The organism is Flammeovirgaceae bacterium (genome assembly GCA_015180985.1).
In the GTDB taxonomy this organism is placed as follows: domain Bacteria; phylum Bacteroidota; class Bacteroidia; order Cytophagales; family Cyclobacteriaceae; genus UBA2336.
This window is the reverse complement of record CP054185.1, coordinates 1,895,871-1,918,871: the sequence shown is the minus strand read 5'-3', so window position 1 is coordinate 1,918,871 and position 23,001 is coordinate 1,895,871. Positions and strand designations below refer to the sequence as shown.

Annotated in this window: 22 protein-coding genes; 9 read left to right on the top strand and 13 right to left on the bottom strand. The window is 47.7% G+C overall.

The features are described from left to right. The first annotated feature begins 38 nt into the window (after positions 1 to 38). Together HRU69_09025 and HRU69_09020 are read left to right on the top strand one after the other, a co-directional pair. Positions 39 to 893, top strand: coding sequence for a transporter substrate-binding domain-containing protein (locus tag HRU69_09025; GenBank protein QOI97624.1), 855 nt, complete (start codon positions 39 to 41; stop codon positions 891 to 893). A gap of 63 nt (positions 894 to 956) precedes the next feature. Further along, positions 957 to 2,879, top strand: coding sequence for a RecQ family ATP-dependent DNA helicase (locus HRU69_09020; protein ID QOI97623.1), 1,923 nt, complete (start codon positions 957 to 959; stop codon positions 2,877 to 2,879). A 177-nt stretch (positions 2,880 to 3,056) separates the two neighbouring features. Here the strand turns inward: HRU69_09020 and HRU69_09015 are convergent, their stop codons facing one another. The 10 genes from HRU69_09015 to HRU69_08970 all read right to left on the bottom strand — a co-directional run bounded on the left by HRU69_09015 (position 3,057) and on the right by HRU69_08970 (position 12,669). Beyond that, positions 3,057 to 3,923 (bottom strand): bile acid:sodium symporter family protein, encoded by an 867-nt coding sequence (locus tag HRU69_09015; protein QOI97622.1) that lies wholly within the window; start codon positions 3,921 to 3,923, stop codon positions 3,057 to 3,059. Between the two features lie 133 nt (positions 3,924 to 4,056). After that, on the bottom strand, positions 4,057 to 4,626 hold the full coding sequence (locus HRU69_09010) for a hypothetical protein (GenBank protein QOI97621.1): 570 nt from the start codon (positions 4,624 to 4,626) through the stop codon (positions 4,057 to 4,059). Between the two features lie 178 nt (positions 4,627 to 4,804). After that, a complete protein-coding gene (locus tag HRU69_09005) occupies positions 4,805 to 5,284 on the bottom strand; it encodes a lipocalin family protein (protein ID QOI97620.1) in 480 nt (159 codons plus the stop codon). Between the two features lie 35 nt (positions 5,285 to 5,319). Next, positions 5,320 to 6,972: a DNA repair protein RecN gene (gene recN, locus HRU69_09000; protein QOI97619.1), complete on the bottom strand. Its 1,653-nt coding sequence runs from the start codon at positions 6,970 to 6,972 to the stop codon at positions 5,320 to 5,322. A 68-nt stretch (positions 6,973 to 7,040) separates the two neighbouring features. Further along, entirely contained in the window at positions 7,041 to 7,934 is an 894-nt protein-coding gene (locus HRU69_08995; GenBank protein QOI97618.1) for a DUF4835 family protein, read from the bottom strand. Beyond that, positions 7,927 to 9,129: a bifunctional phosphopantothenoylcysteine decarboxylase/phosphopantothenate--cysteine ligase CoaBC gene (gene coaBC / locus HRU69_08990; GenBank protein QOI97617.1), complete on the bottom strand. Its 1,203-nt coding sequence runs from the start codon at positions 9,127 to 9,129 to the stop codon at positions 7,927 to 7,929. The genes HRU69_08995 and coaBC overlap by 8 nt, the downstream gene beginning before the upstream one ends. A gap of 7 nt (positions 9,130 to 9,136) precedes the next feature. Beyond that, complete coding sequence (locus tag HRU69_08985; GenBank protein ID QOI97616.1) at positions 9,137 to 9,457, bottom strand: DNA-directed RNA polymerase subunit omega; 321 nt, start codon at positions 9,455 to 9,457, stop codon at positions 9,137 to 9,139. A gap of 17 nt (positions 9,458 to 9,474) precedes the next feature. Further along, complete coding sequence (gene bamD / locus HRU69_08980) at positions 9,475 to 10,275, bottom strand: outer membrane protein assembly factor BamD (protein QOI97615.1); 801 nt, start codon at positions 10,273 to 10,275, stop codon at positions 9,475 to 9,477. 66 nt (positions 10,276 to 10,341) lie between these two features. Beyond that, positions 10,342 to 11,049 carry a T9SS type A sorting domain-containing protein gene (locus tag HRU69_08975; protein QOI97614.1) on the bottom strand — a complete coding sequence of 236 codons (708 nt, stop codon included), beginning with the start codon at positions 11,047 to 11,049 and terminating at the stop codon, positions 10,342 to 10,344. 84 nt (positions 11,050 to 11,133) lie between these two features. Then, the gene (locus HRU69_08970; protein ID QOI97613.1) at positions 11,134 to 12,669 is read right to left on the bottom strand and encodes an Organic solvent tolerance protein OstA; all 1,536 of its coding nucleotides are present in this window, start codon (positions 12,667 to 12,669) and stop codon (positions 11,134 to 11,136) included. Between the two features lie 59 nt (positions 12,670 to 12,728). Between HRU69_08970 and tilS the strand changes: the two genes are divergently transcribed. Further along, on the top strand, positions 12,729 to 14,051 hold the full coding sequence (tilS, locus tag HRU69_08965; protein QOI97612.1) for a tRNA lysidine(34) synthetase TilS: 1,323 nt from the start codon (positions 12,729 to 12,731) through the stop codon (positions 14,049 to 14,051). 89 nt (positions 14,052 to 14,140) lie between these two features. Further along, positions 14,141 to 15,070, top strand: coding sequence for a malate dehydrogenase (mdh, locus tag HRU69_08960; protein ID QOI97611.1), 930 nt, complete (start codon positions 14,141 to 14,143; stop codon positions 15,068 to 15,070). 15 nt (positions 15,071 to 15,085) lie between these two features. Here the strand turns inward: mdh and HRU69_08955 are convergent, their stop codons facing one another. Then, positions 15,086 to 15,745: an HAD family phosphatase gene (locus tag HRU69_08955; protein ID QOI97610.1), complete on the bottom strand. Its 660-nt coding sequence runs from the start codon at positions 15,743 to 15,745 to the stop codon at positions 15,086 to 15,088. Further along, the gene (locus tag HRU69_08950) at positions 15,742 to 16,509 is read right to left on the bottom strand and encodes a methyltransferase domain-containing protein (GenBank protein ID QOI97609.1); all 768 of its coding nucleotides are present in this window, start codon (positions 16,507 to 16,509) and stop codon (positions 15,742 to 15,744) included. The genes HRU69_08955 and HRU69_08950 overlap by 4 nt, the downstream gene beginning before the upstream one ends. 154 nt (positions 16,510 to 16,663) lie before the next feature. Between HRU69_08950 and HRU69_08945 the strand changes: the two genes are divergently transcribed. From HRU69_08945 to HRU69_08935, 3 genes are read left to right on the top strand one after another with little or no spacing between them, the layout of a single operon-like run. Next, a complete protein-coding gene (locus HRU69_08945; GenBank protein ID QOI98875.1) occupies positions 16,664 to 17,266 on the top strand; it encodes an RNA polymerase sigma factor in 603 nt (200 codons plus the stop codon). Then, positions 17,256 to 18,086, top strand: coding sequence for a hypothetical protein (locus tag HRU69_08940; protein ID QOI97608.1), 831 nt, complete (start codon positions 17,256 to 17,258; stop codon positions 18,084 to 18,086). The genes HRU69_08945 and HRU69_08940 overlap by 11 nt, the downstream gene beginning before the upstream one ends. A gap of 15 nt (positions 18,087 to 18,101) precedes the next feature. Beyond that, positions 18,102 to 19,292, top strand: coding sequence for a hypothetical protein (locus HRU69_08935; GenBank protein ID QOI97607.1), 1,191 nt, complete (start codon positions 18,102 to 18,104; stop codon positions 19,290 to 19,292). Positions 19,293 to 19,369: 77 nt separating this feature from the next. On the opposite strand, the gene HRU69_08930 is transcribed toward HRU69_08935, so the two are convergent. Continuing rightward, a complete protein-coding gene (locus tag HRU69_08930) occupies positions 19,370 to 20,845 on the bottom strand; it encodes a carboxypeptidase (GenBank protein ID QOI97606.1) in 1,476 nt (491 codons plus the stop codon). A gap of 189 nt (positions 20,846 to 21,034) precedes the next feature. Between HRU69_08930 and HRU69_08925 the strand changes: the two genes are divergently transcribed. Next, positions 21,035 to 21,847, top strand: a complete 813-nt coding sequence (locus tag HRU69_08925; protein ID QOI97605.1) for a helix-turn-helix transcriptional regulator — start codon at positions 21,035 to 21,037, stop codon at positions 21,845 to 21,847. 122 nt (positions 21,848 to 21,969) lie between these two features. Beyond that, entirely contained in the window at positions 21,970 to 22,947 is a 978-nt protein-coding gene (locus HRU69_08920; protein QOI97604.1) for a c-type cytochrome, read from the top strand. Positions 22,948 to 23,001: the final 54 nt, after the last annotated feature.

Genomic DNA, 23,001 nt, shown 5'->3' with positions numbered 1-23,001 from the left:
TACAGTTTTTTGTAACTCGGTAAGAAACTTCCGCTCCTATGAAGACAATAGCAACATTTGTGGTATTTGTTGCAAGCCATGTAGTGCTTGCACAAGGTTATGTGGGCGACACCTGGGCCCAGGTTAAAGCGTCCGGCCAGGGTACCATTTCGCTGGCCTATGTTGAAACCCCCGGCTTCTCGTACAAAGATGGTGCAGGAAAACTTACCGGCATATGCGTTGATATTATGAATGACTTTGTTAATTGGGTAAACGCCAACAAAGGCGTTAAGCTGCAATCCAAGTTTGTTGGCGATGGCTCCAACTTCCAGGGCATGTATGCGAAAGTAAAAGCCTCAACAGGCGGAGTATTCGGCTTGGGAAACATTACCATTACCGATGAACGAAAACGCGAAGTAAAATTCAGCCCGCCCTTCATTACCAACTTCGCCATACTCATCACGCAAAACAACATTCCTACATTGGCCAAACTGGAAGATATCTCAACGGCATTTTCAAAACTTACGGCCTATACCGCCAAAGGAACACTTAACGAAAAGCGCATCCTTGAACTGAAACAAAAGCATTTTCCGAACATGAAGATTGTTACACTCGATACCAGCCCCGAAGTGTATCAGAAACTCTTTACCGATCCGAACAGTTTTTCATACCTGGATCTGGCGTTTTACCTCAAGGCCGTAAGTGAACAGAAACCGGTAAAGCGCCACCCGGTAGGCGATAAAGCAGCCGAACAATTTGGGTTTATTATGCCGCTGAATTCAGACTGGCAACCGGTGCTGGAAGAATTTTTTGCTTCCGGTGGCGGGTACACCAATTCATCCCAATACAAAAGCATACTGACAAAACACCTTGGCGAAACCGGCATTAAACTGCTGCAGGCCGCCAATAAATAACCGATTACCATCCCCACGGCAATGAAGCGGGTTAACAGCCCGCTTTTTTGTTAATATTGGTACATGCACGACCCGCTCATTATTTTACGCAGGTACTGGAAGCACCCTCACTTTCGGCCGCTGCAGCGTGAAATCATTCATGCGGTGCTGGCCGAACAGGATACGCTGGCTGTTTTACCAACAGGCGGTGGTAAATCGGTGTGCTTTCAGGTACCGGCCATGATGCGCGAAGGCACCTGCATTGTTATTACCCCGCTCATAGCGCTGATGAAAGACCAGGTAGAAAGCCTGGAGCGAAAAGGCATACGGGCCGTAGCTGTACACGCAGGAATGACGCGCGATGCCATTGACATCACACTCGACAATTGTGTTCATGGTTCTGTTAAGTTCCTGTATATCTCGCCTGAGCGGATACAGACCGAACTCTTTCAGGTGCGTGTGCAACAAATGAAAATTTGCCTCCTTGCCGTGGATGAAGCGCATTGCATTTCGCAATGGGGGTATGACTTTCGCCCGCCTTACCTGAAGGTTGCCGATTTACGAAACCTTCTCCCCCATGTTCCGGTCATCGCGTTAACGGCATCAGCTACCCCGCTGGTTAAAGACGACATCATCAATAAACTGCAATTCAGGCAACCGCATCAAACCTTTCAGCAAACATTTGCCCGCGATAACCTGGCATTTGTCGTGCGTAAAACCGAAAACAAGAACAAAAAATTACTGGAAGTACTGCAGAAAGTACAAGGGCCGGCCATCCTTTATGTACGTTCCCGCAAAGCCACACAGGAAGTAGCCACATGGCTCAACCAGCTGAACATTCCGGCAAACTATTACCATGCCGGGATGACGTTTGAACAGCGCAGCAAAAGCCAGGATGAGTGGCTGCGAAATGCCAGGCGCATAATGGTGGCCACCAATGCATTTGGTATGGGCATTGACAAACCCGATGTGCGCACGGTTGTGCACCTGGATCTGCCAGAAAATATTGAATCGTATTACCAGGAAGCGGGCCGTGCCGGACGCGATGGAAAAAGGGCCTTTGCCGTTATCCTCTATGAGGATGCTGATATTGCCAGTCTTGAAGCTAAAGTAAACCAATCCCACCCGGAGGCTCCTTACGTTAAACAAATCTACCAGGCCCTGGCCAACTATTTTCAACTGGCACTAGGCAGCGCTGAAGGTGAAAGTTTTGATTTTGATATCTACAGCTTTTCTGACCGGTTTTCGCTGCACATGGCAGAGGTGTACAGTGCACTGAAAAAACTTGAAGAAGAAGGATTGATAGCCTTTAGTGAAAGTTATTACAGCCCTTCGCAACTGCACTTTAAAATGGAGCCTGCTGAATTATACGCCTTCCAGGTGGCTAACGCCCGGTTTGACCCTTTCATTAAGATGCTGCTTCGGTTGTATGGCGGCCAGTTATACAGCGGCTATGTAAAAATTTCAGAAGACTACCTGGCCAACGCCATGAAGACAACTGTTGGCGAAATTACTTCAATGCTTACCCATTTACACCAGTTGCAGGCCATGGTGTACCTGCCACGCAAGGATAGTCCGCAGGTTACGTTTGTGCTTCCCCGCCAGGATGCCGACCACCTGCCGCTGAACCTGCACCGGCTGAAGGAGCGTAAAGAACTGGCCGTGTCGCGAATGAAAGCCATGATTGAATACACCACGTCAACGCACCGCTGCCGCATGAACCTGATACAGGATTATTTCGGAGAGGAAACCTGGCAACCCTGCGGTACATGCGATGTGTGCATTGCAAAAAAGAAGAAAGAGAACGAAGCGGAAGCCTTGTTACTCCGACAGGAAATAATGCGACTTCTAAAAAATAAACTAATGACCAGCGAAGAACTGGAGCGGGCCATTAACCCGAAAGATGCTGAGTTATTGATAGAAGTGATAAGGGAGATGGTGGATGAAGGTGTGCTGACTTATGATGATGTATGGCGCCTGCAATTGCGCAACGGGCTACTTAAGTAGAAGTCATTTCAAAAAATCAAATATTGAAACCACAAAGCGCACAAAGGTTAGCACAAAGGGCACAAAACACAGTAATTCAACGGCCTTTACTTTGTGAACTTTGTGCATTCTTCGTGCCCTCAGTGGCTAAAGTTATTTTTGAGATGGCTTGTAGTAAGATAATCGGAACTTTAGATTTCAGTTGGTTTGCTTCCCCGAAATGTTTACCAGGAACCCGAATGCCGCTGCCGTAAAGAACATGAGCAGGCTGTAAATAGCCGGGGGTATACTCATCGTTGAATTATTCAGCACATTCAACGCTATGTAAATAGCCAGCGTACCGTTGTGAATGCCTATCTCCATGCCAATGGCAATGGCCTGCTTCTTTTCAACCCTGAATAACAACGGAATAAAATACCCCACGGCCAGGCACAGCACGTTAAAGAGCAGCACCGGCATGCCCAGCTGACCAAAGTTATCCGTCAGTACCTGTTTTTCCCGAACGGTTACCGATACAATAATCACGATTAGCAGCAAGGCCGAGATGACCTTTACAGGCTTGTTCATCTTTTCGGCAAACCCGGGCGCTTTTACTTTAATGAGCATACCCAGCGAAACAGGAACAAGCACAATCACAAAAACTTCAACCACCTTGGCAAAGGGCAGCGGAATGTACTGTCCTGCACCCATAAAATATTCCATCGCCAGGTTAACGATAAACGGTAACGTAAAAAGCACCAACACGCTGTTCACAGCCGTGAGCGTAATGTTTAGCGCTACATCGCCTTTCGACAGGTGACTGTACAGGTTAGCCGTAGGCCCACCGGGCGAAACAGCAAGTAAAATCAATCCTACCGCCAGCACAGGGGTAAGTCCGCTGAAGCCGGCTATAACAAAACTTAAAGCCGGCAGTAAAATCATCTGGCAAACTAGGGCGATGATGATGGCTTTCGGGTATTTGGTAACGCGTTTAAAATCATCCAGCGTAAGCGAAAGCCCGAGCCCGAGCATGATAATGCCGAGGGCAATGGGAAGGAAAAGTGTTGTGGCGGCTGACTGTTGCATTTTTAAAGATAGCAGAAGCTATCTTTAAAATAAACATAAATTGCAGCAGCACGATTTGGAGCTGGCTTGTATTAAAATCGAAATCGGGTTAAGTGCTTTTGCAATCATCATCAGGTTAATGGTTGCAGATCAGTCAATACCTCAGTCTTACTCCAAGCATCACCTGCGTAAAAATCTCAGTGTAGTCAACCGTATAGGGGCCGATGGCTTTCAGGTCTGCCGCAAAAAACCTGGTTTTTGATGCGATTGTAACCGGAAATTCATACCCCAGGTTGAAGGTACCGGTAAAGTATGTGCGCTGTTCCCGCTCAATCCCATCGGGTGAGTCGGAAAAGTGTTCGATTGAGAAACAAATCTCATCACGCCATTGAACGGCAAGTCCTCCACCAAAGAAAAATCCTTTTCTATCTTCTGCCAACCGGGCCGGAAAATAATTCAATACCGCGTCCATGCTTTGCAAATTAAGTTCATCATAATACCCATCGTGGTGCGTAACCTTGCGGTTGAAATACTGATACGATGAACTTACCGACAAGCGGTCAGTCAGGTAATAACCCACCCCCAGGCCAAGTGCAGGACCGATAAAATAGGCTTCGGCATCAACTGCCAGGCGTACGGAAGGTTCAATAAACCATTTCCTGGTTTGTGCCGTTGCGGTAAGGGCAAATGTTATAGCAATCAATAGTGTTATCCTGATTTTCATGATAAATGATTTTAGTATCCAGAAACTAATAAAAATAAACTACTGCTGTATTAATAACGATCTACTTGTTAACTCAGAAGATGCTTCGCCCGCCCGTTGGGCGGCCTCAGCATCGCAAATTAGCACTGGTTTTGTGGTGCCTCAAGCATGACGAAGGGCCTGCTCATCAACCAGGAGCCTACTTAATCAGTACAACTGTATATGTGCAGCCGTCAAACTCGTCAACACTGGTAGTGGTCAGCGTTGAGCCGTCAATCACAAAACTTATCGTTTCACAATCGGGCGGAGTATCCGGATAGCACAGAGTGATTTCAGTACCGGAAATTGTATAGGTACCCTGCTCGGTTTCGGTATCGCCATCTTCGGTATACTTAATAACAAACTTTCCGTTGCTTTTGAAGGTAACGGTAACGCACTCGTCAGGCGTGCAGGTATAGGTGTCTTCGTAATCATTCAGCGGGTCGGTGCAATCGCTGGCCGATTCGGAGAGCAGCGTCCACGTTCCTACAATGGGGTGGTTAATCTTCTTTTCGTCATCGTTGCAGGAAATAAGAACAGCGGCAGAGACAAGAATACCGAGGGACAGGATGCTCATTTTTTCCATAACTTTTTTCTTTTGTACAATTAACGCATTTTCATCTGTATTATTACATTGCATACATTTGTTATACTTGGTTTAAAGCTTACTTAGCCCTACCCCACCAGCAGCTCCCGCGCGTTTTCTACGGCCACCTTCGAGGGCTTTTCTCCGCCAATCATTTTGGCAATTTCCTCCACCCGCTCAGGTTCAGTAAGCAGCTTCACCCCGCTAACGGTTTTTCCGGCATGGTTGTCTTTAAACACAACGTAATGGGTATGTGCCCGTGCGGCAATCTGCGGTAAATGGGTAATGGCCAGCACCTGGTGCCTTGCAGCCATGGCACGCATCAGCTTGCCCAATTTAAAAGCCGTCTCGCCTGATACGCCCGTGTCAATCTCATCAAGCACCAGCGTAGGCATTTCGGTTTTCTCGGCCATCACATACTTTACACTAAACATCAGGCGGGCAAACTCACCGCCCGAAGCCACCTGTGCCAGCGGCCGCGGGGCAATACCTTTATTCGCACTAAAGAGTATATCCACCGCATCGGCACCGGCAGGTCCGGGCTCCGTTTGCCGGTGATCCACTTTCAGCACCGCTTCGGGTATGGCCAGTTCTTTTAACAGCCGGGTTATTTCAGTGCACAACGGAGTAAAAACGGCCTGGCGTTTTTTACTCAACTCAGCGGCCTTTTTCTTCAACACGGCACGCGAATTTTCAAATGCTTCCCGCATCCGATTCAATTCGTCATCCAGGTTGGCAGTAAGGCCGGCTTTTTGCTGAAGTTCCTCTTGTATGGCGAGTAACTCCTCAACAGAATTTACCCGGTGCTTCTTCTGCAGCCGGTAAATCAAATCAAGCCGCCCGGTAACCACGGCCGCGCGTTCCGGATCAAATTCAACCAGGTTTTCTTCGCGATCCAGTTCGCCTACCAGGTCGCTTAATTCTGCTGTAACGCTCTGCAGCCGTTCCAGCAATTTTTCGTACTTCGTTGCGTATGCTGAAATGCCCTGTAAATACTGCCGTGCTTCCTTTAACGTGGATTCAGTAGCGGCTTCTGAGCGTGAAAGAATCTCAAGCACGGCACTGAGCCGTTCTTTTATTTCTTCTGCGTGCTGAAGTACTTTTGATTCGTCTTCCAGATCTTCCTGTTCACCGGCCTCCAGGTTTGCTTTTACCAGTTCATCGAGCTGGAAATTCACGTAATCCGCTTCCTGCCGCAAAATATTCGCCTGTGCTTCCAGTTGCTGAAGTGCCGCCTTTTTATCCGTGTATTCGCGCCAGGCTTCTTCGTAGTTTTCGAGCAATGCCTGGTTGCCGGCATAGGCATCTATCAGTTTTAACTGAAAAGCCTGCCTGCCCAGCTCGAGTGTTTCGTGCTGGGAATGAATATCCATCAGGCGGCTGCCCAGTTTTTTAAGCACCTCCAGCGTAACGGGTGTATCATTAATAAATGCCCGCGACTTGCCGCCCGGGCTAATCTCCCTTCGGATTACCGTTTGATCGTCATAATCCAGGTTCTCTTCCTTGAAAAACGGTTGTAGTTTATACGGTTTAATATCAAACACACCCTCGGTGATGCATTTTTCATTTTCATCCCAAAGTACTTTTGTATCGGCCCGGTTGCCCGTAAGCAAACCGATGGCGCCCAGCATAATGGATTTTCCGGCTCCGGTCTCACCGGTAATCACATTCAGGTTACCCGATGGCGAAAGTTCCAGGTGGCGGATAAGCGCATAGTTCTTAATGGTAAGCTGCAGCAGCATGGCGGTACAAATTAGCAGTAAAAAGGAATCCCTTCAGCGCACAGAAGCAAAAAACTACTGCCCTGTTGTTACTTGATCATTTTTTCATAACCCGACTGGTTTGACGGGTCCATGGTGATAATCAAATCGTACGCTTCGCGCCTGACGGGCAGGGCACCATCCGAAAAAATGTTGGCCAGTTCTTTTGATTTGGCATCAAAAAAGGAAATAACAATAATGGCGTTCGGGTTGATGTCGCGGGCCTTTTTTATATCCTTCAGGCATTTTAAAATAATTTCGCGGCTTTGTTCCGGATTTTTATCAAAGGTATCCAGGGCCAGCCGGTGGTAGCGGTACATGGCCCTGCGGATTTCGACAAATTGCGGATTGATGTAATTCTCCACCAGCCAGTAGCGGTTGCGGATGCTGCCCACCGGCTGCCAGCCCGATCGGTTGGAGGCCTGCGCATTATTGACCACCTGCAACGCACGCTGAAAATTGGGGTTTCCGCCCAATTCACTAAAGGTGTCGTTATCAACACCGATGATCATGTAAGCATAAAAGGCCAGCATGGACGTGAGGTTGCTGATGAAGTTGTTGTCGTTATACTCAAGCGGCTGCGACTCCAGGTACTCAAAGTCCCAGTCGCGGTCGGCAAAATTAAAAATCAAACTGGTGTAATTGGTGTTGTACACGGGCCGTGCGGCCTGCACCTGCACGGAGGCATTAAACACGCCAATTGAGGGCATGTCATTTATATTGATCAGAATGCTGCAATTGATTTTCTCATGTGTAAGATAGGTGTCGTTGGTCCATTTCCGACTGTTCATAAACTGCTGAAACGCATTTTTCATGTCGCGGAAAACCGATTGGTCAACCGTGCGTACTTTAGGACCGACATTTATGCTTACCTGGCAGTTTAACTCCTGTGCAACGGACGTGGTTGCCAGCCACATTAAAACAATCACCACTATATTACGCATGCAGCCGTTCGATAATGGAGTTTACAATATCGCGGGCAACCGCCTGTTTATCCTTCGTTTCAAATTTCTTAACCTGATGTTGCCGGTCAATCAGGGTAATCTTGTTGGTATCGTGGCCGAAGCCCGCCCCCGGATCGTTCAGGGAGTTCAGAACAATCAGATCAAAATTCTTGAACTCCAGTTTTTTCAATGCATTTGCCTGTTCATTTTCGGTTTCCAAAGCAAAGCCGACAATAAACTGACCGTTATTTTTTTGTTTACCCAGTGTAGCTGCAATGTCGTGTGTCTTCGTTAGCTCAAGCGTTAATGTATCCGCTTTCTTTTTAATTTTCTGGTCGGCCCGGGTAGCCGGTTTATAATCGGCAACAGCGGCCGCCAGCACGGTTATATCGGCTTGGGGAAAAACGCGTGTAACAGCCTGGAACATCTCTTCGGCAGAAGTTACTCGTTTAACGGAAATGCCCGGGTGGTTCGTATGCAGGTGGGTAGGCCCGGTTACCAGTTCTACCTGGGCCCCTTCGCTGGCCAGCGTCTCGGCAATGGCAAAGCCCATTTTACCACTGGAGTGATTGCCGATAAATCGGACCGGATCGATGGCCTCAAACGTAGGTCCGGCCGTAACAAGCGCTTTTTTACCCGCTAACTTTTTTTTTGAGTTGAAGAAAGATTCGAGCCAACGTACAATATCTTCGGGCTCGGCCATACGGCCGGTTCCGGTCAATCCGCTGGCCAGTTCGCCATGGGTCGGATCGATTAGCTGATTACCGTAAGACTTTAGCTTTTCGAAATTGGTTTGGGTTGACGGATGCTGCAGCATATCCAGATCCATGGCCGGAGCAACCACTACCGGGCAGCGGGCCGACAGGTAAACCGCCAGCAACAGGTTATCGCAGATACCGCTGGCCATTTTGGCAAGCGTGTTGGCGCTGGCCGGGGCAATCACCAACACATCGGCCCACAGGCCCAACTCAACATGGTTGTTCCATTGGCCGCTGGCATCTTTAAGAAAATCCGACAAGACCGGATTTTTGGAAAGCGTTGATAATGTAACGGGTGTGATGAAATCCTTTGCCGAAGGGGTCATCAGCACCTTTACCTCGGCACCGGCTTTCACCAGCAACCTGATAAGGACTGCCGATTTATACGCGGCAATACTGCCGGTTACGCCCAGCAAAATACGCTTGCCCTGCAACATGCTTCAATCAGGCCTGAGCCTGCTCTTCAGCGCCACGGATGCGGAAATTCAATTTTCCTTCCAGAAATTCTTCCGTTGCCGTAGAAGTTGGTTTGGGCATGCGCTCGTAGAATTTGGAAATCTCGATTTGCTCGCGATTTTCAAATACCTCTTCCAGGTTATCCACCGTGGTGGCAAATTCAGCCAACTTGGCATTCAGTTCTTCTTTCAGGTTAACGGCAATCTGCTTGGCCCGGTTGGAAATAACTACAACCGATTCGTAAATGTTGCCGGTAGGTGCCGAAAGTTTTTCGAGGTCACGTGTAATAATTGATGATTGTATAGCCATACGTTTAGTTAATGTAATTACGATTTTAATTTGCCCAGTTTATCCAGGCTGTCTACATAATACCGTTCTGCTTCTTTGAGATACGAACTATTGGGATACCGATCGAGAAATTCGATGTAATCGTTCACTACGCTCTGGTAGCGTTCTTTTTGCTTCGATTGAATACTCTGCTCAGCCAACAGGTAATGCGAAGCTACGATGAGAAAGTGAGCTTCCTCCACATATTTTGAATCGGGGAAGTTGTTGATGAAATTGCCCAATGCCACAATGGCCGCTTTGTAATTGCGCAGTTTATAATACTGGCGGGCATTGGCAAATCCTTTCTCTTCAAGCCGTGCCTGTATGGTAAATATCACCTCCAGAGCCTGATCGCGGAATTTGCTGGCGGGGTACCGGTTTAAAAATTCCTGCATAGAGGTCATGGCCTGTACGCTCTCGGTTTGATCCAGGTTGGAGTCGGGCGATGATTTGTATAAGGAGTACGCATACATATAGCGGCCTTCCTCAGCCAGGGCCGAGCGCCCGTAGGTTTCATAAAACGTTCTGAATTGCTCGCTGGCCAGCAGGTACATTTTCTGATAATACTGGCAATAGGCCAGGTTAAACTGAGCCCGCTCGGCTTCTGGCAAACCTCGGATTACCGGCATGATTTGTTCCAATAGTACCGAAGCGCGGTAATAATCCTTTTTGGCATAATAAGCCAGGCTGGCCTCGTACTTCACGCGCCAGTCGGGGTTCTTTTCAATCTTGCGGAACTTGCCGCAAGAAGTACCCAAAAGAAGGATAGAAACTGCAAAAACAACAGTTATTAACCGCATAAGCCTGCAAATATAGTACATCAGGCAGATATGTGTAAAAACGCTGAAACTGCGCTTTTGGTGTTCTTATTTTTTAACAATGAGTTTGCGGGTCATTACCCCTTCGTTATCAAGGTACAGGGTGTAAAAGTAGATGCCCCCGCTCAGATCATCGGCCCTTATCTTCACCTGGGTTTCAGGAAATGGCAACTCAATTTCTGACAACCGGCTACCCAAAATATTGTGGATGACGATTTTTGCCCGCACCGTTTCGGTGCTAAGCCGGTAATTAATAGTGGCATAATCGGTTACCGGGTTGGGATACACATCGTGTATGGTGATGAGGCGCGAATTGAAAATTTCTGTACGGGCCGGTTTCTCTTCTGTAATAAAAGTGTATTCAACTTCAACGGTTTCGGCCGGATTAGCCACGTTGGTAATCCGGTAACGGGCAATACTGGTTAAGGGTACCAGGCCGGCTTCCAAAGCAACCGACCAATTGACAAAACTTTGGCCAGGCTCCAGTCGTATAGTTAAATCCTCACTAATCTGCTCCGTTTCGCAGTAGGCCGTTAAGCAAATAAAATACCGTTGTGTACCCCCGATTTGAGCGGAACTCTTCCGGATGACAAGGGTAATTGCCTTTTGGGAAGTATTTTTAATGGTTAGGGGTGCGGTAATCAGTTCACCAATAAAGCCCCTGTAATTTTCCTGCAGTCCGGTAACTTCAAAACTCTGGGCCGGTAAAACTACAGCAACCAAAAGCCCGCAAGCCAACAGCAGAAGCTTTTTCATGGGTGAGAGGAGTTGACAGAAAAGGTAACATTTTTCAACAGGCTTTCATAGAAAAGTACAGGAAATTACTGCCTTAACAATTTGTTAACGTAATAACCTTTTATTTCTTTCAGTTGGAGGCTGTTGGCTTTTTACTACATCGTATTTGGCTGGCCGGCTTTCTTCCTTCCATACAAAGCCCTTCAGGCGGGTCTTATCTTTCACCAGTTCATGTGGTGGAATAAATTCCGCCTCCGGTTTAACATAAAAACTGATGTTGTTCACCACACCGTTCAGGAACCGGATGGTAATGTTGCTGCAAATTATCTTATTCATGCCCATAAAAACATTGGTGCGATCTTCCAGGGCAAAGAAAATACTCTCTCCGTTGCCATCAACCACCACCCTGTCCAACTGCTTATTCTTAAAGTAAGCTGTCATCCTTCGGCCTTTCATCTGGTTATAATTTTTAAGCGTATCAACTGAGATGATAAAGGCATTAAACACCATAAACATCCGGCTGATGGTATTGTTCTCTATTAGCATGGTAATCGTATCGGCCACCATTTGGTTGCCTTCCGTCCACAACACGGGGTTTCGGTAAAAAATCAGCGTTGAATCAGCCTGCCGGTATTCCACCGAATCGGCCAGGCCCTGCAAATCGGTTTTAAAGATTTTTACATTGCGGTAAGCCAGCAGTCGTTTTTTTGCCGGCTCCTGATGATCAATGGATACCAGTGTATCAGCCGAAAGAAAAAGCGTATCGCCTTCATCCGTTACCTTGGCCATCCAGGCATTGCCGTATACTTTGCCTATGTTGCGCTGCCTGTCATACACTACATCATCTCCGTAAATAGTCAGGTTCTCTTCTTTCGAGGTCATCACCGCATTACCTTTTACCCGGTAAAATTTCCGTGCATCGTCAAGCGAAATTTTTATCCCGCTAAGGGTGTAGGCTTTTGTTTCGGCTTGTCCTTTCTTCAGGTCGGATTGCTTCGTTCGGGTGTCATATTCTCCGCCTTCATAAATCGCTTTGTTGTTATCTTTATCAATAACGGTGGTTTCCGTTCTAAAGTAAATAATCTTGGTGCGGGAGTTGTATTGCAGGCTGTCGGAGGTCATCGTGTAATCCGGATTTTTTACATGTACATTCCGCTTAAAGGAGGCCATATTCGAATTTACATCGTAATAGCCCTTGTTGCTGGTGAGCACGTTAATACTGTCAACCAGCCGGCCGTTATTAAAATAATAGGCCTCATTCCGCTCGCGATCGAAATCAAGGAAATCGGTGTACAAGGTAGCCGTTGCCAGCTTGGTGAATACTACATTTCTGCGTAGCCGGGCCACCCGTTTATCGCCATCATACTCCGCACGGGCTGCCGTAATCGTAACCGAGTCGCCCTCGGTGATGCGTACCTGCCCAAAGGCTTCAACGGAATTGCGCGCCCGGTAAAAATGGGCGGAGTCGCAGTAAATGGTTGTGCGGTTTTGGATAAAGATAACGTTGCCCAGCACGCGGTCATACCGTTCACCATCCTTCAGCCCGCCTTTCAACTGGTCGGCCTGCTTAAGGTTGACTTTGCTTTGGGCAACCACCAAACCAGCAGGCAGAACAAAAAAGACTAAAATGATTAGACGCATGCGCGCTCAAAATTAGATAAAATCAAAGGAACCCGCGTTTCCCATTATATCTTTGTTCTGTGCTTGAGCAATTTCTGAACCATATTGAAAAGCATACGCTTTGCCTCAAGACCGACCGGATATTACTGGCCGTAAGCGGTGGTATTGATTCGATGGTCATGCTGGATTTGTTCTTTGCAGCAGGCTACCCGGTTGGCGTAGCCCATGCAAACTTTCAACTTCGGGGTGCGGAGTCGGAACAAGACGAATTGTTTGTAAAAGCTGTGTGCCAGCACAAGGGCATTCCCTTCTTTGCCAGGCAATTCAACACCACCGAATACGCTGCACTCAATAACCTTTCCATCCAGATGGCTGCACGCGAACTGCGCTATGCCTGGTTTGATGAATTATTGGAAAAAGAAAATTACAACTACCTGTCTACCGCCCACCACCTGAACGATTCCATTGAAACCGTTTTACTAAACTGGATCCACGGGGGTGCCTCCGAAGGGCTGCTCGGCATACCGGTAAAAAACAACCACATCATCCGGCCGCTGTTGTTTGCCTCGCGTAAGATGATTGAAACGTATGCCACAGAAAAAAAACTTGTGTGGCGCGAAGATGCCAGCAACCAAACGGATGACTACCCGCGAAATTTTCTGCGACATCAGGTAGTTCCAAAACTGCAGGCGCTCAACCCTTCGCTGGAAGAAACGTTTCAACTCGGGCTTGAAAAACTGAAGGCCGGTCATGCACTTGAAACGCTGGCTGTTAACCAATTACGTGAAGCCTATTTTAAGGCCGAAGAAAGCAAGGTCATCATCCGAAAAGAAGTATTCGAAAAAATTCAGCATCCGCTTATGCTATGGTACCTGCTGCGCGAATATCATTTTACACCAGCCGTTTGTTACGATGTTGTACAGGCCCTTCGGGCCCAGCCGGGTAAGCGATTTCTTAGCCCCACGCACCAACTTGTTATCGATCGCACAACACTCATTATTACCCCGCATAAAAAGTTCTGGCAACCTGTTGAAATTACGTCAGTTCAAGCTACAGCTTCACTCGGGCCCTGGGATATGACCATCGAACCGGTTACCGGTAAAGCCATTTCTGCCGATGCCGGTAGTGCCTTGCTGGATAAAGACCTGGTAAAATTTCCGCTGGTATGGCGCACCTGGAAACCGGGTGATTTCTTTTACCCGCTGGGAATGACCCACAAGAAGAAAATCAGCGACTTTCTGATTGACAACAAAGTGCCGCTTTCCGATAAACCCCATGTTACCGTGCTGGAATCGGCCGGGCAGATTATGTGGGTAGTCGGCTATCGGATTGACAATCGCTTTAAGGTTACCGCTGCCACCCAACAAGCCTTACAGTTCACTCTACACCCACATTTTATATAATATCCTTTTTCTTTGCCCCACCGATTAATAAATTGGCAGGCTTTTTCAGGCAACCACTAAATTGATTATTCATTTAAACCTATTCTGATATGAAAGTTACTGTTGTTGGTGCCGGTAATGTTGGTGCTACCTGTGCCGATGTATTGGCGTATCGCGAAATCGCAAACGAAGTTGTTTTAATTGATATTAAAGAAGGCCTTGCCGAAGGCAAGTCGCTCGACATCTGGCAAAAAGCACCCATCGATTTGTATGATACACGGACCATCGGCTCAACTAACGATTATTCCAAAACAGCAAAATCTGATGTGGTGGTCATCACTTCCGGGCTTCCACGTAAACCCGGCATGAGCCGCGATGACCTTATCGGTACCAATGCCGGAATTGTAAAATCGGTTACCGAAAATATTATCAAGCACTCACCCAACGCCATCATTATTGTGGTATCCAACCCGCTGGACGTGATGACCTACCAGGCACACCTCACTTCCAAACTACCGCGTACCAAAGTTTTTGGTATGGCCGGCATACTGGACACGGCTCGCTACCGCGCTTTCCTGGCCGAAGCATTAAACGTATCACCTAAGGACATTCAGGCCATGTTGCTGGGCGGCCATGGCGATACGATGGTGCCTCTGCCTCGGTATACTACCGTTGCCGGCATCCCGGTAACCGAACTCATCGATCGCGATAAACTTAACGCCATCCTGGAACGGACTAAAGTAGGCGGTGGCGAATTGGTAAAACTTATGGGTACCTCAGCCTGGTATGCTCCCGGCTCGGCTGCTGCTCAAATGGTTGAAGCTATCGTACGTGATCAGCGAAGGGTATTTCCGGTATGTGTAAAACTGGAAGGCGAATACGGTATTAACAACTGCTACCTGGGCGTGCCTGTTATATTGGGTAAAAACGGAATTGAGAAAATCATTGAACTGGATTTAAATACAGAAGAAAAAGCCTTACTCGAATCCAGCCGCAAAGCTGTACGCGAAGTGATGGACGTGCTCGAAAAATTAGGCTGATACTTGCAGTAGTCCTTACAGACCTTGCACTAAGCCCATTATACCGGCAACCGTCAGGCCGGTAAAGTTGCTTACGGCAAGGTCTGTTTTTTTCAACTCGGCCGCTGTGTGTGTTGTTGTTATACCAATTACGTTACAGCCGGCAGCCCGTGCTGACTCCACACCCGACAGGGAATCTTCAAAGACAACACATTGCCTGCCGGGTAATTCAAGGGCACGGGCGGTGTTCAGGTAAATTTCAGGGTGAGGCTTGCCGTGCGTAACAGAGCGTTCATCCAGTATGGCCGTAAAGTATTTTCTTATCGGTATATGCTTCAGCACAAAATCAACGTTGGCCGGAGGTGCTGAAGTGACAATGGCGCAGGGTACATCAGCTGCCTTTAGTTGTTCAAGAAATATAAGCAGGCCTTCTACCGGTTTAATATACGGCTCATACAAATCGCGGAAAAGTTGTTCCTTTTCATCGGCATAGCCATCCAACTGTTGCCGGGTAAGTGTACCGAACAGGTTGGTAATCCAATCTTTATTCGTGCGTCCGTAAATTTTAGTCCGGAGTTCTTCTTCGCTCAACCGGAAACCATACTTCGAGCAAAACTGTTCAATAGCTTTTTTATGAAACAGGTTGGTGTCCACTATCACACCGTCCATATCAAAAATTACGGCAACTTTTTTCACTTTATACCTTTATAGATAATCTCACTTTTTACGATACCGTATTTCTTGGCCTCCTCATCCTTTAGTTGTGCAGCAAAAGCATCTTGGCCAACCTCCAGCCCCGACTCGCGGATGCGCCCGGCATAATCGCTTCCATACCTGCGCACATGGTCGGCCTGGCCAAACAACCGCTCGCGCTCGCGCTTATCAGTAATGGTCTTATCTTCAACCGTTTTATCAGGCACAGGATTAAAAAAAGGAACCTGAAGAATAGTAAAACCACCGGGTTTCAAAACGCGTCTGATTTCCCTCATCGCGGCAATGTCATCCTCAACATGCTCCAGCACATGGTTGCAAAGCACCACATCGAATGTGTTTTCGCTGAACGGAATGGCCTGGATATCCATCTTTACTTTCGCTAAAGGCGATTCGATGTCGGCTGTGATGTAGCCATCACCATGAATTTTTTCAAACCGATTAATAAAGCAGGCTTCAGGCGCAAGGTGCAAAACCTTCATCGGTTTCTTAAAAAAATCAGTACGTTCATTAAGGTACAGCCAAAGCAGGCGGTGCCGCTCAAGCGATAAACAATTCGGACACAAAGCATTTTCGCGTGGGTTGATTCTGCCATAAGGGAGAAATTTTCTGAAACCGGTGTTACAAACCGGGCAGACCACGCTGCTTCCACGGTAAAAAAGCCCGATAACCTTCATACCAAAACCACCTGTACGCTGCAGCAGCGTACGGGGTACAAACCGAATCAGAAACGAAATGACTCTTTTCATAGAAAAAGCGCGCTAAGATACGGCCTGTGCCACAGCGGCCAAACTTACAATCCGGGTAAAACTTTTTTAACTTACCCGTCATCTTACTCCTGTAAACGGCTTTAGGCAGCCTAACCCGTAAACCATGCATGCGAAAACGTTGCCGGACAGCGCCATGATGCATTCTGACAGCCTGATAACCCGCGCCCGCGAGGGCGACCAGCAGGCCCAGGGCAGGCTTGTGCAACTGTGGTATAAACGGATTTACAACTATTGCTATAAATTTTTTATGGACCACGACCTGGCCATGGAGGTATCGCAGAAAACATTTATTGCCATGTATCGCAATATGCACGCCTTACAGGATACCGGTCGGTTTAAAAGCTGGCTCTACACCATTTGCGTGAACGCGTGCCGGGAAGAAGCACGCAAACGTAAAAATACGCGAGCTATACCGTTTGACCGGCTTACAAATTACGATGAGGACAACTCTCCGCGTTGGGAGAAATCCGATCGCAGGCGTGAAAACCCGGAGCGACAGTACCAGCAGCAGGAACTGGCCGACCTGCTGCAGCAATGCCTGCTGGAACTGAGTGCCGAACAACGCGAAGTGGTGATTATGAAAGAATACGAAGGATTGAAATTCCGCGAGATAGCTGAAATCCTGAACCTCTCGGAGAACACGGTAAAATCGAGAATGTACTACGGGCTGGATGGGCTGAAGCGCATTTTAGAAAAGAAAAACATTACTAAAGAAACTTTGAGTTATGAACTTTAAACCCGATGAAGGCTTGCTGATGGCTTACCTGTATGGTGAGCTCGGCACAGACGAGAAGAGGCGTGTAGAAGAATACCTGGCCGGTAATCCGGAGGCTTTAAAGGAAGTTCAGGCACTTCAACACGTAAGAAAAGGTCTTTCGGCTATAACCGATAAAGAAATAATTCCGCCACCCATGGTGTGGGGGTCGTCCGGCCACAGGTTTTGGCACGATCCGTACATTAAAACAAGTATGGGCATTGCGGCAACCATCACCCTGCTGGTAATGGTTGGTTGGCTAACAGGCCTGAACTTCAGGCTTGCCGATGGCGAACTGCACATTGGTTTTGGAAAACCGGTTGAAAAACCTGAGTCGCTCACAGCACAGGAAGTGCAACGTATGATTGCCGCATCGCTGCAGGAAAATAACCGGGCATTAGCCGCTGACTGGGCTTCGGCTGAACAACGGCTTACCGAATCGATCAGGCATTCACTGGCATCCAACATGTTGGCAAACCGCGATGCCCTGATAAAACAGGTGGCCAGCGCCACCCACCAACAGGTGCGTGATTATGTTTCAGCCCTGCAGGAAGAAAATGCGCGCATGATGAAGGATTACCTCACCCTGTCGGCCAATGAGCAACAACAGGTTATTGAAGAACTGTTAATCGATTTCAGCCGGTACCTTAATCAGCAACGTACTACCGACCTGCAGACACTGCAAACCCGCCTGACCGCCATCGAACAAAACACCGACCTGTTTAAGCAGGAAACCGAACAGATATTAACCAGTATCATTGCTTCGGTTGAAGGAGGAAACACCAAAGAAATCAGAAATTAAAGAAGCTAACATCCCATGAAAAATCAGATGAAGAATCCAATAAGCCTTTTATTTATTGCCCTGGCCGTTTCCGTTTATGCCCAGAAGGTTGACCTGGCCCGCATGGACCGCGACATTGAAGTTGCCGAAAATGCTTTGCAAACACTTATCAAGCAGCAGTTCGTTTCGCAGCGCATGTTCTTCCCGCTGGAAATTGAGGGCAGCTACCAGGAAGGTTTCGGTGTAACCTTCCGGCTTCCGCCTGATTACACTACCCCGATGGCCATCTCCTTTTCAGGTGATAACGATAACATTGTAATTCTTGACGGCAACGCGGCCGGAGGCGGAGTGTGGCAATACACCGGTCGTGAACGGCATGATCGTGCCCGCGTTGAAATCCAGGAAGATGCCATCCGGCTGAAAGAAAAGGCTAAAGCAGCTAACAGGCGCATTAACCTGGACAGTATGCGTAACGATTATAACCTTAAAGTGATTGAGGCCGCGAAGAATTTTATTCTCGATTACAACGAATTGCTGAGCCAGCTTGCACCTAACGAGCGAATCATGATCACCAACCAGGGCGACCAGCCCCGCATGTGGGTCAACCGGTATTTTAGTTCACCCAAACGGTCGCACATTTCAGTAGATGCACTGAAATCCGACCTCCTGCAATTCAAACAAGGCAAACTTACACGCGAGCAAATGCTGGCAAAGATTGCGGTGGTTAATACCGAATCGGTGGATGCTCCCGAACCTGACCTTGAATTGTTGTCTAGTATTTTTAACCGGCTTTACCGATCCGATCTCTCGAAGACCTACTTTACCGATAACAGCATTTACTATGAGCGGCTCAAGAACTTTGGTGCCGTGTACTACATGAAGGTGTACAGCAGCAACCAGCGCGACATGTTCAAGTATTCCATGCCCACGCTAAAGCTCGATGACCTTGACCAGGCCACCCGCGATAAAAAAGTGAAAGAACTCTACCCGGCCTTCGAAAAAGAATTAAAGGAGAATATGATCGAGTACGGGCGAACTTTAAAAAGCCTGAATGATGATGAGCAACTGATAGTTAATGTTAAACTAACCCGCTGCGATGACTGCGGCATCCCCTACTCCATTGAGGCATCGGTAAAAGCCAGCGTACTGAAAGAACATGCCAGCGGTAAACTGTCGAAGGAAGCTGCTGTTTCGAAAGTGGTTATCAAAAAAGGGCCCATTCAGTAACTCGTTGGTCGTCATTGGTTATTCGATGTTCGTTAATCTATGACCCTGGCGAACAACGAATAACCAACAACCAATAACTAGTACTTAGCAGGCTGTCCTTTCTTCGGCATGGTTTTCAGTATGAAATCGCGCAGGTGATCATTGGATGATGCCAGATCCTCTTCCCGCAGGTACATCATGTGGCCGCTGCGGTAGCCTTCAAACCGGAAGCGGTCGCGGAATTTACCGCTCGGGTCAATCTGCCACATAGTGTACTTTGCTTCAAAGTAGGTAGTGGCTCCGTCAAAATAACCACACTGAAACATTACATTCAGGTATGGATTCTGCGCCATGGCCTGCCGCAGGTTTACCCCGGTGTTGTCGTTGGTCCGATCCCATGGGTTTACCGGCCCGAACATGTTATACTTGACATCCGTTTTGTATTTAAGCACCTCGCGCAGGTAATAATTAATGGCCGGGGTAAAGGAATGAAGCCATGAGGTTAGTTCAGCAGCATAATCAGGCCGCTCACCGGCATCCTTGCGGTCAATGCCCAGGTAGCGTGAATCCAAACGGCCAACCGTATAACCTTTATCGCGAAGCAGTTCTTTCCAGAAGAAAGGAGTTGGTACATCCAGGTTGTGTTGCAGAATAACCTTTTCTGAAATACCTGAGTAGTAGGCCATTTTAGCGGCTACCTGCTTACGCTTTGTATCATCCAGAAATCCGCCCCGTGCAATGGCGGGTATTACTTCATTTATCGTGTAATCCTCCACTTCGGGCAACAGATCTTTCAAATCCCTGCGTTGCAATTCAGCAGGCAGCGCCTTCTGGTACCAGGCAGCCGCAGCAAAATACGGCAACCGGTTTGCAGCTTCTACCTGCGGGCCGCGCTCAAGGCCCAGTTCGGTTGGCGATACCAGGATGACACCATTAAGGTACATCCACTGTGCATTTTGCAGTTCAAGGGCCAGGCCCGATACACGTGTTGTTCCATAGCTTTCGCCTATAAGGTATTTAGGTGACTGCCATCGGTTCTTTCGGGATACAAAAGTCGTCATCCATTCAGCCAGGTATTTAATGTCGGCATTTACGCCAAAAAATTCTTCACGTTTGGTGTCCTTATCAAGAATGCGTGAGTAGCCCGTATTAACCGGATCGATATAAACGATATCAGCAACATCCAAAATGCTGTGAGGATTTTCCTTAACACCATAAGGCTGCACGGGGTAACCTTCGGAATCAATTTCCAACACACGCGGGCCCGTGTACGCAATGTGCATCCACACCGAGGCGGAGCCCGGGCCACCGTTGTATGAAAATACCAGTGGTCTTGAAGCTCTGTCCTTTACATCGGATCGCTCATAGTAGGTATAAAAAAGAGAAGCAATAACTTTTCCATCGGCATTCCATACCGGTTGTGTGCCGGCTGTAGCCGTGTAGGGTACCAATTTGCCTTTAATGGTAACGGTATGGTTGGTGGTTACAGCCGACTCGCCTTCGAGGATGCGCTGGGCAAACGTACAGACAGTAACAATAAAAAAAGGTAAAAAAAGTACAAAGCGTGATTTCATAGGTATACAGGTTTAACTGGTTCGAAAATTAAAAGCAAACCGAAGCTTAACAATAAACTTTGTGCTGAACGGTATCTTTTTATGGCAAGCCGGCCCACCGGCCTGTACCGAACCACGGGCTGAATAGTTTTAGTAACTTTATAGGGCAATGGGTGCAGTTGGAGTACAAGGCACAAACCCGCAACCCTGATGGCCACATCAACGAACGTTTATTATCCGGTAAACAAAATTGAAAAATCCATTCTCAACTGCATCTGGCAGGTATCGGAAACCGCTGGTGCCCACCGAAAAGAAATTATTCTGCCCAAAGGTACAGTTGAAATTATCTTCAACTTTTCGGAAGGCATATACTACAGTAATTCGTTGCAGCAGGTTAAAAAAAAACTGCCTGTTGCTTTTGTTAACGGAATAAACTTTAAGCCTGTTGAACTGATTAAAAACGGAGAACAACATTTCCTGGGTATCCAACTTAACAGCATCGGCCTGCGTCTGCTTTTCCGGATGCCGGCCGAAACCTTAAACGATGAAGTTTATGACGCTCGCCACGTGTGCCCCGGCCTGGCTGATCTGGCAACTGAACTATCCCTTATAAAAACATTTCATCACCGGGTAGAAATCATATTGAAATGGATGTATCGCCAACTCCCGGAATGTTGGCGGCAGCAGGAAGTGGGCCGGGCAGAGAAACTAAAATGCCTGATGCATGGAACCGATCTATCAGCAAAAAAACTGAGTGAAGCCATTTGCCTTTCGGATCGCCACCTCAGGCGCTTTTCGCGCGAATGGCTGGGTATGAATACCGAACAGTTTATCCACTACCATAAATACCTGTTGTCATTAAACCTGCTTCACAGCACAATACAATCGCTTACCGAAATCGGCCATTTGGCCGGTTACTACGACCAATCGCATTTTATCCGGGAATTCAGAGCCTACACTAACCTTACCCCCGGGCAATACCGGCAGGCCGCCAGCGATCTTCCCGGGCATATCTTCCTGTGAATGTCCGATTTATACAATTTTATTTTTCTGCCGCTTCGAACTTGGTGCTGGTAAATTAAACCGCCCTCAGAGGATCGTTAAAATGAAACCCGAATAAGGTTTAACCGTAAACAGCATACATCATGAAAAAATTAGTAAAACTCTTAGCCTACGGGCTTGGCCTGATTGGCCTGCTCCTCATCGCCCTGCTAACCTATGTAAAAACCATGCTGCCCGATGTGGGGCCTCCACCGGATTTGAAAATTCAAACCACTACCGAAATGGTGGAGCGCGGAAAATACCTGGCCCACCATGTTATGCTGTGTATGGACTGCCACTCCACACGCGACTGGCAGACTTTTTCGGGCCCGATGGTTGCAGGAACGGAAGGTAAAGGCGGTGAAACTTTCGATCAGAAACTGGGCTTCCCCGGAAAATTTGTTGCACCCAACATTACCCCTGTTGCGTTGCAAAACTGGACAGACGGTGAAATTTTCAGGGCTATTACGTCAGGTGTATCAAAAAACGGAAACGCGTTGTTCAACATTATGCCTCATCACAACTACGGCCAGCTTGACCGCAGGGATGTTGAGGCTGTTATTGCTTACATCCGCACGTTAAAGCCAATCGAACACAAACCAGCGATTTCTTCGGCCGACTTCCCGATGAATTTTATTATCAACACCATTCCCAAAAAACCTCAATTCAGCACCCGGCCGCAACCCACTGAGGGAATTGCCTACGGAAAATACCTGGTTACAGCCGCAGGTTGTATGGATTGCCACACCAAACAGGATAAAGGCAAATTTGTAGGCGAGCCCTATGCCGGAAACTTTGCGTTTCCGCTACCCGATGGTTCGGTAGTTCGTTCGTCCAACATCACTCCCGACAAGGAAACTGGTTTGGGCGCATGGACAGAAGAACAATTTGTAGCTCGTTTTAAAATGTTTGCCGACAGCGCATATGTACTTCAAAAACCAGAACAAGGCGAATTTCAAACCGTGATGCCGTGGACGATGTATGCCGGCATGAACCGGGAAGACCTACAGGCCATTTATGCGTACCTGCACAGTTTAGCCCCGGTAACCAATGCAGTTGAAAGGTTTACGCCAGTAAAATAGTTTCAACTTTTCTCTGTCAGATAACAACCACAAGGCTACGGCCCGGCAGTTGGG

What these genes read in the sequence shown, in the direction of transcription:
- mdh (QOI97611.1), top strand. Translation starts at nt 14,141, where the DNA reads ATGAAAGTTACTGTTGTTGGTGCCGGTAATGTTGGTGCTACCTGTGCC.
- HRU69_08940 (QOI97608.1), top strand. Translation starts at nt 17,256, where the DNA reads ATGAACTTTAAACCCGATGAAGGCTTGCTGATGGCTTACCTGTATGGT.
- HRU69_08920 (QOI97604.1), top strand. Translation starts at nt 21,970, where the DNA reads ATGAAAAAATTAGTAAAACTCTTAGCCTACGGGCTTGGCCTGATTGGC.
- HRU69_08975 (QOI97614.1), bottom strand. Translation starts at nt 11,049, where the DNA reads ATGAAAAAGCTTCTGCTGTTGGCTTGCGGGCTTTTGGTTGCTGTAGTT.
- recN (QOI97619.1), bottom strand. Translation starts at nt 6,972, where the DNA reads ATGCTGCTGCAGCTTACCATTAAGAACTATGCGCTTATCCGCCACCTG.
- HRU69_09010 (QOI97621.1), bottom strand. Translation starts at nt 4,626, where the DNA reads ATGAAAATCAGGATAACACTATTGATTGCTATAACATTTGCCCTTACC.
- HRU69_08950 (QOI97609.1), bottom strand. Translation starts at nt 16,509, where the DNA reads ATGAAAAGAGTCATTTCGTTTCTGATTCGGTTTGTACCCCGTACGCTG.
- HRU69_08935 (QOI97607.1), top strand. Translation starts at nt 18,102, where the DNA reads ATGAAAAATCAGATGAAGAATCCAATAAGCCTTTTATTTATTGCCCTG.
- HRU69_08985 (QOI97616.1), bottom strand. Translation starts at nt 9,457, where the DNA reads ATGGCTATACAATCATCAATTATTACACGTGACCTCGAAAAACTTTCG.
- bamD (QOI97615.1), bottom strand. Translation starts at nt 10,275, where the DNA reads ATGCGGTTAATAACTGTTGTTTTTGCAGTTTCTATCCTTCTTTTGGGT.
- HRU69_09015 (QOI97622.1), bottom strand. Translation starts at nt 3,923, where the DNA reads ATGCAACAGTCAGCCGCCACAACACTTTTCCTTCCCATTGCCCTCGGC.
- coaBC (QOI97617.1), bottom strand. Translation starts at nt 9,129, where the DNA reads ATGTTGCAGGGCAAGCGTATTTTGCTGGGCGTAACCGGCAGTATTGCC.
- HRU69_09005 (QOI97620.1), bottom strand. Translation starts at nt 5,284, where the DNA reads ATGCAATGTAATAATACAGATGAAAATGCGTTAATTGTACAAAAGAAA.
- HRU69_08945 (QOI98875.1), top strand. Translation starts at nt 16,664, where the DNA reads ATGATGCATTCTGACAGCCTGATAACCCGCGCCCGCGAGGGCGACCAG.
- HRU69_08930 (QOI97606.1), bottom strand. Translation starts at nt 20,845, where the DNA reads ATGAAATCACGCTTTGTACTTTTTTTACCTTTTTTTATTGTTACTGTC.
- HRU69_09020 (QOI97623.1), top strand. Translation starts at nt 957, where the DNA reads ATGCACGACCCGCTCATTATTTTACGCAGGTACTGGAAGCACCCTCAC.
- HRU69_09025 (QOI97624.1), top strand. Translation starts at nt 39, where the DNA reads ATGAAGACAATAGCAACATTTGTGGTATTTGTTGCAAGCCATGTAGTG.
- HRU69_08970 (QOI97613.1), bottom strand. Translation starts at nt 12,669, where the DNA reads ATGCGTCTAATCATTTTAGTCTTTTTTGTTCTGCCTGCTGGTTTGGTG.
- HRU69_08995 (QOI97618.1), bottom strand. Translation starts at nt 7,934, where the DNA reads ATGCGTAATATAGTGGTGATTGTTTTAATGTGGCTGGCAACCACGTCC.
- HRU69_08925 (QOI97605.1), top strand. Translation starts at nt 21,035, where the DNA reads ATGGCCACATCAACGAACGTTTATTATCCGGTAAACAAAATTGAAAAA.